General features: G+C 70.9%; 8 protein-coding genes. 1 reads left to right on the forward strand and 7 read right to left on the reverse strand.

Annotated elements, in window-relative coordinates:
• The first annotated feature begins 17 nt into the window (after nt 1-17).
• Nucleotides 18-2,810: a hypothetical protein gene (locus AB0N68_RS01865; protein ID WP_280564708.1), complete on the forward strand. Its 2,793-nt coding sequence runs from the start codon at nt 18-20 to the stop codon at nt 2,808-2,810.
• 63 nt (nt 2,811-2,873) lie between these two features.
• On the opposite strand, the gene poxB is transcribed toward AB0N68_RS01865, so the two are convergent.
• From poxB to AB0N68_RS01900, 7 genes are all read right to left on the reverse strand, one after another.
• Nucleotides 2,874-4,598: a ubiquinone-dependent pyruvate dehydrogenase gene (poxB, locus tag AB0N68_RS01870; protein ID WP_280564706.1), complete on the reverse strand. Its 1,725-nt coding sequence runs from the start codon at nt 4,596-4,598 to the stop codon at nt 2,874-2,876.
• Nucleotides 4,599-4,638: 40 nt separating this feature from the next.
• Nucleotides 4,639-5,076, reverse strand: coding sequence for a pyridoxamine 5'-phosphate oxidase family protein (locus AB0N68_RS01875; RefSeq protein ID WP_187662196.1), 438 nt, complete (start codon nt 5,074-5,076; stop codon nt 4,639-4,641).
• Between the two features lie 123 nt (nt 5,077-5,199).
• Nucleotides 5,200-6,564: an NAD-dependent succinate-semialdehyde dehydrogenase gene (locus AB0N68_RS01880; RefSeq protein ID WP_280564703.1), complete on the reverse strand. Its 1,365-nt coding sequence runs from the start codon at nt 6,562-6,564 to the stop codon at nt 5,200-5,202.
• 25 nt (nt 6,565-6,589) lie between these two features.
• Complete coding sequence (locus tag AB0N68_RS01885; RefSeq protein ID WP_187662198.1) at nt 6,590-8,056, reverse strand: NAD-dependent succinate-semialdehyde dehydrogenase; 1,467 nt, start codon at nt 8,054-8,056, stop codon at nt 6,590-6,592.
• 14 nt (nt 8,057-8,070) lie between these two features.
• Nucleotides 8,071-9,627 carry an APC family permease gene (locus AB0N68_RS01890; RefSeq protein WP_025102346.1) on the reverse strand — a complete coding sequence of 519 codons (1,557 nt, stop codon included), beginning with the start codon at nt 9,625-9,627 and terminating at the stop codon, nt 8,071-8,073.
• Nucleotides 9,627-10,511, reverse strand: a complete 885-nt coding sequence (locus tag AB0N68_RS01895) for a universal stress protein (protein WP_280564676.1) — start codon at nt 10,509-10,511, stop codon at nt 9,627-9,629. Before AB0N68_RS01895 ends, AB0N68_RS01890 begins: the two co-directional genes overlap by 1 nt.
• A complete protein-coding gene (locus AB0N68_RS01900) occupies nt 10,511-11,893 on the reverse strand; it encodes a flavin monoamine oxidase family protein (protein ID WP_280564674.1) in 1,383 nt (460 codons plus the stop codon). Before AB0N68_RS01900 ends, AB0N68_RS01895 begins: the two co-directional genes overlap by 1 nt.
• Nucleotides 11,894-11,973 lie beyond the last annotated feature (80 nt).

Consider the following 11,973-nt stretch of genomic DNA (forward strand, 5'->3'; position numbering starts at 1 on the left):
TACCCGAAGGGCCCTCCATGGCACGTCCGAAGAAGCGCTTCCAGCAGCTCATCGAGGAGATCGATCGCACCCCGTGGGGCCCGGCGGAGCAGGCCCTCGTGGCGGAGGCGGTCGCGCTGGCCATCGAGATCGGCGACGAACGGCTGGAATACGAAGCCCGGATGCGGCAGACCGCGTCGGCGAACATGGTCGGTGCCACCGACGTCATGCTGAACTCCTTCGCGTGGTGCCTCGCGCATCACGACGCCGACCCGCAGCGGTTCCCCGCCGACCTCGACAACGGCGGCGCCGACCTGATGTGGCAGTTCAAGTGGATGGCGTCCTCGCTGCGCTCCTCCCCCGCCTTCTCGCAGGAGCAGATCGCCGCGGTGCTCGACGACATGGAGTCGCACTACCGTGCCGCAGGACTCGGCCTCAGCGGCGTGCTGACCGCCCGCTTCGAGGACGCCTGGGACGCCGGCCGGTTCGACGCCGCCGAAGCCCTCCGCGTGCAGCTCGAGGCCACGCCGCGCGACGAGCACAGCCACTGCGACGCGTGCAGCCGCAGCCAGTTCGCGGGATTCTTCGCGGAGACCGATCGCGACGCCGACGCCATCCGGCTCGTCGAGGAGATGATCGAGGGCGGTTTCTCCTGCGGCGAGGAGCCGGAGCACGCGCTCTCCCGCGTCCTCCTCCCGTACCTCCGCGCCGGACGCACGGAAGATGCGAAGACCGCGCACCTGCGCAGCTACCGACTGGCCAAGGACAACCCCGACAACCTGCGCATCGTGGCGAACAACATCGTGTTCGCCGCGATCACCGGCAACGAGGCGCGGGCGCTGGCCCTGATCGAGAAGCACGTCGCGTGGCTCGCCCACGACGGCCTCAACGTCGACGCGCACTTCGCCGCCCTCACGGCGTTCGCGGTCGCTCTCGACCGCGTCACCGCCGCCGGCCACGGCGACACCCCGGTCCGCGGTGCCGACGCCCCTGCACTCGTGCCGCTGCTCGGGGCCCACGACGGCCCGTGGAGCGCCGCCGACCTCGCCGCGGCCGCCTGGTCCACGGCCGAGCGCATCGGGGCGCAGTTCGACGAGCGGGACGGCACCGACGGCCACGCCCGCAGCCTCGCCCGGATGCGCGCTCTCGCCGACGAGCGCTATGACGTCCCGATCCGCTCCGATGCGTTCGTCGCCCCGACCCCGGCCACCACTCCGGCGGATCCGGAGGCCTGGTACGAGCGGGCGATGCAGCTCGCGCAGTTCGGCGCCGAGCAGGAGACCCTCGCCGCGCTGCCGCACGCCCTGGAGGTCGACGACCCCGCCCAGCGCGCGCAGCTCCTGTCGATGCACCTCGGCATCCTCGTGGCGCTCGATCGCGTGGACGAGGCCGAGCGCCTCCTCCCCGAGCGGATCGCCGCCCTGCGGGCCGCAGGGAACGACGCGCAGGCCGACCTCGAGGAGCGTCTGAAGCTCGCGACCTTCGGGCTGCACACCGACGAGACCATGGCGGCACTCGAAGAGGAGTTGGCCGCGGCCGACCGTCTGCCGGCCTGGTCGCGCGGCGACCTGGCCATCAGCCGCGCGTCGCTGCACCTCAGGGCCGAGGAGCCGGACGCGGCCCTCGACCTCGCCGAGCTCGCGGCCCGCTCGTTCGCGGAGGCGGAGGACACCCGGCTGTCCAACACGACCACCCTCGTGGCGATCGGCGCCGTGCTGAGCAAGGGCGACCTCGACGCCGGCCGCACGCTCCTCGACCGCTTCCTCGCCCAGGACGACCTGTCCGCCGGTCATCGGGCCCACGCGCTGCAGACTCGGGCCCGCGTGCGGGGCGGCACGGGCGCGTACCAGGATGGAGCGACGGACGCCGACGAGGTGTGCCGGCTGCTCGCCGAGCTCGGCGCCACGCGGGCTCTCGCCGACGCCCATGTGCTCGCGGGCGCGCTCTGGGAGGACGCCGAGGAGCCCGAGAAGGCCGTCGCCCGCTACCGTCTGGCTGCTCGGCTGCACGATGACGGCGATCGCACCGGCGTGGACTTCCGGTTGGCCAGGGCGATGCTCCGCGCGGGAGACGCCGAGGAGGCCGCGGAGCTCTTCGGCGACGTGCTCCAGCGCGAGGAGGACGCCGAGACGCCCGCCGGCTCCCGTGCCATGACCGCCTCTCTCCTCGCCCGGTCTCTCGCCGAGTCCGGAGAGTTCGGCCAGGCGGTCGGCGCACACGGCTACGCCGCCGAGTTGTTCGGACAGGCGGAGGCGCACGCGGACCAGGCCATGGCCATGACGGAGCAGGCGAAGATCCTCGCCCGCTTCGAGGAGCACGACGACGCCGTGCGGCTGCTGGAGGGCGCAGCGGAGATCGCTCGTCGCGCCCCCGAGGCCGTCGGCGCGCTGTCCGAGGTGCTGCACAGCCTCGGCCAGGCCTACGGCGGTCGCGGCGACGAGCGCGCCTTCCCGCTCTTCGACGAGGTCGCCGCGCTCGCCCAGGAGCATGAAGCCGGCTGGCTGCTCGCCGACGTGACCGACTCCCGCGGCCGCGCCCTGGCCCAGCTCGGCCGGATCGACGAGTCCGTCGCCGCCGCCCTCACTGCCGCCGATGGTTTCGCCGCGCTCGGGGATCAGGGCGCCGCCGGGAGCTCGGAACTGTTCGCGGGGCGCGTCCTCGCGGGGAATGACCGTCCGGCCGACGCCGTACCCGTCTACCGGAGCGCCCTGGACCATGCCGAGAGCTTCCCGCCGCTGCGTCAGGTCGCGGCACTGGAGCTCGGCGATGTGCTGGAGGCACTGGGACGGCACGCCGAGGCCGCAGAGGTCAGGGCCCTCGTCGAGAGCTGACACGCCGCCGGCTCGGGATCCACAGGGGGTCCCGAGCCGGCGTCGTCGCGGTGGTGAGCCGCGTCAGAACAGCTGACGCCAGTTCGCCCGTGCGAGGTCGAGCAGCTCGTCCCCGCGGCCCGACATGACCGTGCGGATCGCGTAGAGCGCGAAGCCCTTGACCTGCGCGGCCTCGATCGCCGGTGGCATGGACAGCTCCTGGCGCTCGGTCACGACGTCGAGCAGCGCGGGACCGTCGTGCGCGAGGACCTCCCGGACGGCGTCCGGCAGATCCTCGCTGCGCTCCACCCGACGGGCGAAGATGCCCATGGCCTCGGCGATCGCCGCGAAGCTCGGGTTGTCGAGCCCCGTGCCGTAGGTGACGAAGCCGGCGGCCTTCATCTCCAGCTCCACGAAGTTCAGCGATGAATTGTTCACCACGATCGTCTTGACCGGGAGACCGTTCTGGGTGAGCGTGAGCAGCTCGCCGAGCATCATCGCGAGGCCGCCGTCGCCGGCGAGCGCCACGACCTGACGATCCGGATGGGCGACCTGCGCGCCGATACCGTGCATCAGGGCGTTCGCCATCGAGCCGTGCGTGAACGACCCGATCAGCCGGCGTCCCTCGGTCATGGACAGGTAGCGCGCGGCCCAGACCGTCGGCGAGCCCACGTCGGCGGTGAAGATCGCGTCGTCGGCGGCGTACTCGTCCAGCAGGCGTGCCAGGTACTGCGGGTGGATGGGGCGTGCGCCCTTCGCCGGCACCGCGAGCTCGTCGAGCTTCTTCCGCGTCTTCCGGTAGTGGGCCACGGCGTCGTCGAGGTGGCCGCGGTCGTCCTTCCGGGCGAGACGGGGCAGCAGGGCCTCGGCGGTCGCCTTCACGTCGCCGACGAGCCCGAGGTCGAGCGGGTGCCGCTTGCCGAGCTGCGAGCCGCGGATGTCGACCTGGATGGTGGTCGCGTGCTCCGGGTAGAACTGCTCGTACGGGAAGTCGCTGCCGAGGACGAGGAGCGTGTCCGCCGCCTCCATCGCCCGAAAGCCCGACGCGAATCCGAGCAGCCCCGTCATGCCGACGTCGAACGGGTTGTCGTACTCGATGAACTCCTTGCCGCGCAGCGCGTGGACGATGGGGGCACCGAGTGCGTCGGCGAGCGCGATCACCTCGTCGTGCGCGCCCTCCACGCCGGCCCCGGCGAGGATGGTGACCTTCTTGGCCGCGTTCAGCATGGTCGCGGCCTTCTCCAGCTCCGGACCGCTGGGCTGGATCAGCGGGCGGGTGCGCTCGATCACCACGGCGCGGTCGTCCGCGATCTCGGACAGCGCCACATCACCGGGGATCACGAGGACCGCGACGCCGCGCTGCTCGATGGCCGCGCGCATGGCGATCTCCATCAGCCGCGGCATCTGCGACGGGTCCGCGACGTATTCGACGTACACGCTGCACTCGCGGAACAGCTCCTGCGGATGCGTCTCCTGGAAGTATCCGGTGCCGATCTCGACGGTGGGGATGTGGGCGGCGATGGCCAGCACCGGCACCCGGGAGCGCTGCGCGTCGTACAGGCCGTTGATGAGGTGCAGGTTGCCGGGGCCGCATGAACCCGCCACGACGGCGAGGTCCCCGGTGGTGCCGGCGTCGGCCGCGGCGGCGAAGGCGGCGGACTCCTCGTGGCGCACGTGCACCCAGCGGATCCGGCCGTCCTTGCGGAGGGCGTCCGTGAGTCCGTTCAGGGAGTCGCCCGGGATGCCGTAGACCCGGTCGACTCCGTTGGCGTTCAGAGTCTTGACGATGTTCTCAGCGACGTTGGCCATACCCCGACCCTACGCCCGCCGAGGCCTCCCCGGGCCGGGCTCAGTACTCCTGCGGCCCGTCCCGGTCGGGCTCCGGATCGCGCCGGAACGCACGGCCGGAGACCGATGTCGGCGCGATGCGCACGTACACGCGCTTGTCGGTCGGGATCCACGGGCGCAGACCCGCCGCCTCCGCCCGCTCGATGTCGGCGTCGGTCTCCAGAGCCTCCGCACGTCCGCGCACGATGACACTCCAGGCCGCGGTGTCCGTGTGGTCGTCGACCTCGAAGAGCACGTCGGCGGTGACCGTCAGCTCGAACAGCTTGCTCCCGGGGGCGGTGCGGAACAGCAGGCCTTCGCCGTCCACGGCATAGTTCACGGGGAAGATGTCGATGGTGTCGCCGACCCGGGTCACGAGCCGCCCGAGCTCCTGGCTGCGCAGGTGCTCCCAGCTCTGCTCCGCGGTGAGGGTCTGGACCGGATCCGTGTGCGCGCTCATGCCGCCATTGTGCCTCGTCCGTCCTCGACGCGCACCCCCGTCGACCCGGCCCCTCTCGTGCGAGCGGCCCCCTTGCGTACGCACGCAAGGGGGCCGCTCGGCCGCAAGGGGGTGGGTCGACGATCAGCCGATGCGGATCAGCTTCTTGTTGACGAACTCGTCGGCGGCGAGGTGGCCCAGCTCGCGTGCCGTGCCGCTGCGCTTGATGCCGCCGAACGGGAGCTCCGGGCTGTCGGCGAGCACGAGGTTCACGTAGACCATGCCCGCCTCGATCCTGTCGGCCACCCGCTCCGCCTGCGCCTCGTCCGTCGTGAAGACGTAGGAGCCGAGGCCGAACGTGGTGTCGTTGGCCAGCGCGACCGCCGCGTCCTCGTCCGCGACGCGGTACACGACCGCCGCGGGACCGAACAGCTCCTCGCGGTAGACGTCCATCTCCGGGGTCACGTCGGCGAGCACCGTCGGTGCGAAGAACGCCCCGTCGCGCGTACCGCCCGTGAGCAGCGTCGCACCCTGGGCGACCGCCGTGTCGATCTGCTTCTGCAGGTTCTCCGCGGCCGCCTCCGACGAGACCGGGCCGAGGACCGTGTCGTCGAGCGTGGGGTCGGTCGCCTCGACGGCCGCCATCGCCGCCGTGAACTTCTCCACGAACGCGTCGTAGAGGTCGTCGACGATGATGAAGCGCTTGGCGCCGTTGCAGGCCTGACCGTTGTTGTCGAGCCGCGCGTCGACACCCGCCTGCACGGTGGCGTCGAGGTCGTCGGTGGAGAGCACGATGAACGGGTCGGACCCGCCCAGCTCCAGCGCGACCTTCTTGAGGTTGCGCCCCGCGACCTCGGCGACCGCGGCGCCGGCGCGCTCGGAGCCGGTCAGCGACACCCCCTGCACCCGCCGGTCCGCGATCATGGCCGCGATCTGGTCGTTCGTCGCGAGCACGTTCTGGTACGCGCCCTTCGGGAAGCCGGCGTCGTGGTAGATCGCCTCGATCGCGCTCGACGACTCCGGGCACTGCGGCGCGGGCTTCAGCAGGATCGTGTTGCCGACGATCAGGTTCGGCGCCGCGAAGCGCACGATCTGGTAGGCCGGGAAGTTCCACGGCATGATGCCCACGAGCGGTCCCAGCGAGGAGCGGCGGATGATCGCCGACCCCTCCCCGAGGATCTTGATGGGCTGGTCGGCCATGATGTCCTCGGCCTGGTCCGCGTAGTACTCGGCGATGTCGGCGGCGAAGTCGACCTCGCCGAGTGCGGCCTCCCGGGGCTTGCCCATCTCGCGCACGAAGATGTCGGCCAGCTCCTCGCGGCGTTCGCGGTGCAGCTCGGCCGCACGGCGCAGAAGCGCTGCACGGTCGGCGACCGTGGTGGAGCGCGACCACTCGCGGTGGGCCTCGTCCGCGGCGGCGACGGCCTCCTCGATCTGCGCGTCGGTGAACGTGTCGTACGACGCCAGGGTCTCGCCGGTGGCGGGGTTGACGACGGCGTAGTCGGTCATGTCTCTCCTCCTCTTGCCGTGCCGGTCAGGAGACCGGGATCAGCGTGTACTTGGTGGACAGGTATTCGTGGATGCCCTCGAAGCCGCCCTCGCGGCCGACGCCGGACTGCTTGACGCCGCCGAAGGGAGCCGCCGCATTCGAGACGACACCCACGTTGAGACCCATCATGCCCGTCTCCAGCGCGTCGATCATCCGCTGACCGCGCTGCAGGTTCTCGGTGAACACGTAGGAGACCAGGCCGTACTCGGTGTCGTTGGCGAGACGCACGGCCTCGTCCTCCGTCTCGAAGGTCGCGATCGCGAGCACCGGGCCGAAGATCTCCTCGCGGAGGATCGCGGAACCGGGGACGACGTCGGTGAGGACCGTGGGCTCGTAGAACGTGCCGGTGCCCTCGAGCGCCTTGCCGCCCGCGAGCAGGGTCGCGCCGCGCTCGACGGCGTCGTCGACGAGCTCGCCGGCCTTGGCCACGGCGTCCTCGTCGATGAGCGGGCCGATCGCCACGCCGTCCTCCGTGCCGCGACCGATCTTCATGCCGTTGACGCGCTCGGTGACGCGCTTGGCGAACTCGCCCGCGACGTCCTTGTGCACGATGAAGCGGTTCGCCGCCGTGCAGGCCTGACCGATGTTGCGGAACTTCGCGGCCAGCGCGCCCTCCACGGCCTTGTCCAGGTCCGCGTCGTCGAACACGACGAACGGGGCGTTGCCGCCGAGCTCCATCGACACCCGGAGCACGCCCTCGGCGGCCTGCGCGATGAGCTTGCGGCCGACCTCGGTCGATCCGGTGAAGGAGAGCTTGCGCAGACGCGGGTCGGCGATGATCGGCGCCGACAGGGCGCTCGACTTCGAGGTCTGCACGACGTTGACGACACCCTTGGGCAGACCGGCCTCTTCGAGCAGCGTCGTGAAGAAGATGGTCGTGAGCGGCGTGAGTGCCGGGGGCTTGATCACCACGGTGCAGCCGGCGGCGAGGGCCGGGGCGATCTTGCGCGTGGCCATCGCGAACGGGAAGTTCCACGGCGTGACGAAGAACGACGGACCGACGGGGCGCTGCGACACGATCATGTGACCGGTGCCCTCGGGGTTCAGGCCGTAGCGGCCGCTGATGCGCACGGCCTCCTCGCTGAACCAGCGGAGGAACTCGCCGCCGTAGGCGACCTCGCCGCGGGCCTCGGCCAGGGGTTTGCCCATCTCGAGCGTCATCAGCAGCGCGAGGTCCTCCTTGCGCTCCTGCACGAGGTCGAACGCCCGGCGGAGGATCTCCCCGCGCACGCGCGGCGCGGTCGCGGCCCACTCGTCCTGTGCGGCGACGGCGGCGTCGAGCGCCCGGATGCCGTCCGCGGGGGTGGCGTCGGCGATCGTGCGGATCACCTGGTTGGTCGAGGGGTCCTTGACGTCGAAGGTCGCGCCGGTCTCCCCCTCGATCCACTCCCCGCCGATGAAGAGGCCGGTGGGGATGCTGTCGAGCAGCGCCTGCTCGTTCTGAGTGCTCATGGATTCTCTCTCTTTCAGACGGACGTGGGACGACGACGGCGGCTGGGCGGAGCGTCCATACCCAGCGTCTCACCGCGGAAGAAGGCGGGGCGGCGGATGGCGTTCCAGATCATCACGGCGATCCCGACGACGATGATGAGGATGCCGAGGATGAAGACGATCCCGATGCCGCCGATCTCCGACCCGGAGCCGTAGGCCGGGTCCATGGAGTCGATCAGCGTGGTGAAGAACAGGATCGCCAGGATGATGCCGCCCACCAGCGGGAACAGGAAGGTGAAGAAGACGTTCCGCGCCGAGTCGAACCACTGCTTGCGGAAGTACCAGACGCAGGCGAACGCGGTGATCCCGTAGTAGAAGCAGATCATCATGCCGAGCGTGAGGATCGTGTCCCACAGCGTGTCCTCGCTGACCACGCGCATCACGGCGTAGAACGCGGAGGCCACGATGGCCGACACGATGGTGGCGTAGCCCGGGGTGAAGAACCGGGGGCTCACCTTCGCGAACGACTTCGGCAGCGCGCCGTAGTGACCCATCGCGAGCAGGGTGCGCGCCGGACCGACGAACGTCGACTGCAGCGACGACGCCGAGCTCGTGAGCACCGCGAGGGAGACGAGGAACGCGAGCGGCCCGAGGATCGGCCCGGAGAGGTGGAAGAACACGTTCTCCTGGATGTCGCCGTTGCCGAGGCCGAGCTCCCCCGTACCGACGCCCGCGAACATGATCATCGCCACGGCGAGGAGCAGGTAGAGCGAGACGATCGTGAGCACCGTGACGGTGGCCGCGCGACCCGGGGTCTTCTCCGGGTCCTTCGTCTCCTCGTTCATGGTGAGGGTGACGTCCCAGCCCCAGAAGATGAAGATCGACAGCGACAGACCGGCGGCGACCGCGCTGAACGACGAGATCGCGAACGGGTTGAACCAGTTGAGGTCGAACGGCTGGTAGTCGAAGCCGTTGCCGCCCACGGCCTGCACGATCGCGGCGACCGCGAAGAACACGAGCACGAGGATCTGGAATCCGACCAGCCAGTACTGCAGCTTCTGCGTGGTCTGCATGTCCCGGTACGACACCCACGTCGCGCCGAGCATGAAGAGCAGGCACACGCCGATGTTGATCCAGGTGACGCCGGCGAGATCGGCGATCTCGGCGTTGCCCGTGATCTGCGACAGCAGCAGGAACAGGAAGTCGACCGCGACCCCGGCGAGGTTGGACAGCACGAGGATCGTGGCGACCACGAGGCCCCATCCGGCCATCCAGCCCACCCACGGCCCGAACGCCCTGGCGGCCCAGGTGAAGGAAGTGCCGGAGTCGGGCATGCGGTTGTTGAGCTCGCGATAGCCGAAGGCCACGAGGAGCATCGGGATGAAGCCGACGAGGATGATCGCCGGGATCTGCGCGCCCACCTCGGACGCGGTGGGGCCGACGGCGGCCGTGAACGTGTAGGCGGGGGCGATGCACGAGATGCCGATCACGACGGCGCCGATCAGGCCGACGGTGCCGGCGCTCAGGCCCTTCGTCGAGATTCCGGTCGTGACGCCGGATGCGGGCTCCGTCGCCCGGTTGGTGCTGCTCATCAGCGGTCTCCTGCTTCGATGCGGGTGCGCGGGACGACGATCATGGGGACGGGCAGCTCGTGCAGCATCTTCGCCGCCGTGGAGCCCAGGAAGAGACGGCGTGGCTGCGCCAGACGGCTGGAGCCGACGAGCACGACCTCCCCGGGAAGCCAGGAGAGCCCGGCCACGGCGTCCTCCACCGTCTCACCGGGCGCCTCCTCGACGACGGCGCCCAGGCCGTCCGGCAGGCGCTCGGCCGCCACGGCCAGCACCTGGTGCGCGTGCTCGCTGCCGGCGAGGCGGATCGCGCCGGTGTCGAGTCCCGGCGGCACGTCGAACGGCACGAGCGACACCAGCCGGAGGCTCACCTCGGCCGCGCCGGCGAGGGCGACGGCCTGGTCGAGCACGCCCTCCGCGCTGGGACGCGTGCCGACGGCGACCGTGACGCGCGGAAGCACGTGGTCGTCCTGCTGGGCGAGCCCGGAGGGTGCGAGGGCCACCGGGATCGGCGAGGAGTGCAGCAGCTCCGATGCGACGCTGCCCAGGCGATGTCGGCCGAAGAGGCCGCCGCCGGCCGTGCCGATCACGATGACGCTGGCGTCGAACTCCTCACCGGCGGCGATGAGGCCCTCGGCGAACGACTCGGAGAAGCGCACATGGCCGCTGCGCACCAGCTCCTGCGGGAGACGCACGACCGCGTCCTGCAGCCAGCTCCGCGCCTGCTTCCGGATGACGTCCTCATAGGCGCGCTCCGGTGGCACGGCGGCGCTCCGGGTGCCCTCGGTCGGCAGCACGATCACGAGGTGGAGGGTCGCACCGATGCTGCGCGCCAGACGTGCGCCCAGCGCCGCCGCGTCCGCCCCCGCATCCGTGGCCGTGTAGCCGACGACGACCGAGCCGGTCATCAGCCGATGCTCTCGGGAGCGCCGGCCTCGCGGCGGGCGTCGACGATGTTCGCCGCGACGAAGTGGCCCATGCGGATCGCCCCGTCGACGTGCTGGTAACCCGCCCCTGCCATGTCGCTGCAGGCGAAGTGGATCGGTCCGACGGGCGTGCGCAGGTCGGCGCCGTAGCGGTGCAGGCCGCCCAGGTCGAAGCTCGCGGCGTACGCGCCACGCGTCCACTCCTCGCTGCCCCAGTCGCTCTCGTAGTACACGACCGGGTTCTTCGCCTCGGGACCGTAGTAGTGCGACAGCGACTCGAGGATGCGCTCCTTGCGCTCCTCGGCGGACAGCTCGAACACGTCGTCGGCGTTCGCATCGGACACGAAGCCGACCAGAGTGCCGCGCTCGTCGCCGTGGTTGCTGTTGTCGTAGGCCTCGTGCGAGAGCTCGTAGGGGCTGAACGCCGTGCCGCTCAGGCCCTGCTCGCGCCAGAACGGGCGGTCGTAGACGGCGTGCACCTTGATGACGAAGCCCATCGAGAGGTGCTGGTGCAGCTGGTGCTGGCGACGCGGCAGCGGCGGGACGAAGGAGATGCGGTTGTAGAGGATGGGGGCGTGCGCGAGGATCGCGTACCGCGCCCGCACCGTGAGGTCGTCGGTGGTCGCCACGACCCCGTCATCCGACCACTCCAGGCTGCGGACGGGCTGGTTCAGCAGCACGTCCTCGCCCAGGCGCTCGGCGAGGCGCAGCGGCACCTGCTGGAGCCCTCCCACGACGCGCTTGTCGAGGATGAAGTCGGCGTCGACGAGGTTCGAGTACGAGCCGGCCGAGGCAGCCATGAGCAGCGACTGCAGCAGCGAGAAGGCGTGGGTCGGCTTGGTCAGCATCGCCGAGCCGGTGGCGAAGGCGAGGTTGCGCACGGCTTCGTCGTCGTCGGTCTGCGAGCGCAGCCAGGCGTCCCAGGAGATCGAGTCCCACTCGGCCGCGTTCGGGTGCTCCCACGGCTTGTCCGGGTCGATCTCGGCGACGAGGGCGTCGAGGATGCCGGTGATGCGCGCGATCACGGCCTCGGTCTCCGCCGACACCGGGAACATCTCGCCCGTGAAGCGGTGGGCCTGCCCGTCGGGGCCGACGTAGACGCTGTCGCCCTCGCGGTACCGGCTGTAGGTCTCGAGGCCCAGCTCCTCGATCGTGTCCTTGAGCGCGTCCTGGTCGGGCGAGACCCACTGGCCGCCGATCTCCAGCATGGCGCCGTCGATCACGTCGGTCCACAGGCGGCCACCCACGCGGTCGCGGGCCTCCAGCACGGCGACCGACAGCCCGGCCTTCCGCAGGTCGTTGGCCGCCGTGAGCCCTGCGGCTCCGGCGCCCACGATCAGCACGTCGCGGGTGATCTCAGCCATCTGCAACTCCTTCGTCGTCGGGGGATGCGGGGGATGAAGTACCGGTCGCGTCCCGAAATCCCCCGATCCGGGGACGCGAC

It is taken from the genome of Microbacterium meiriae (assembly GCF_040685015.1).
GTDB classification, from domain to species: domain Bacteria; phylum Actinomycetota; class Actinomycetes; order Actinomycetales; family Microbacteriaceae; genus Microbacterium; species Microbacterium meiriae.

Bases quoted from the DNA above. Each gene is read 5' to 3' on its own strand.
- AB0N68_RS01865 (WP_280564708.1), top strand. From the start codon at position 18: ATGGCACGTCCGAAGAAGCGCTTCCAGCAGCTCATCGAGGAGATCGAT.
- poxB (WP_280564706.1), bottom strand. From the start codon at position 4,598: ATGGCCAACGTCGCTGAGAACATCGTCAAGACTCTGAACGCCAACGGA.
- AB0N68_RS01875 (WP_187662196.1), bottom strand. From the start codon at position 5,076: ATGAGCGCGCACACGGATCCGGTCCAGACCCTCACCGCGGAGCAGAGC.
- AB0N68_RS01880 (WP_280564703.1), bottom strand. From the start codon at position 6,564: ATGACCGACTACGCCGTCGTCAACCCCGCCACCGGCGAGACCCTGGCG.
- AB0N68_RS01885 (WP_187662198.1), bottom strand. From the start codon at position 8,056: ATGAGCACTCAGAACGAGCAGGCGCTGCTCGACAGCATCCCCACCGGC.
- AB0N68_RS01890 (WP_025102346.1), bottom strand. From the start codon at position 9,627: ATGAGCAGCACCAACCGGGCGACGGAGCCCGCATCCGGCGTCACGACC.
- AB0N68_RS01895 (WP_280564676.1), bottom strand. From the start codon at position 10,511: ATGACCGGCTCGGTCGTCGTCGGCTACACGGCCACGGATGCGGGGGCG.
- AB0N68_RS01900 (WP_280564674.1), bottom strand. From the start codon at position 11,893: ATGGCTGAGATCACCCGCGACGTGCTGATCGTGGGCGCCGGAGCCGCA.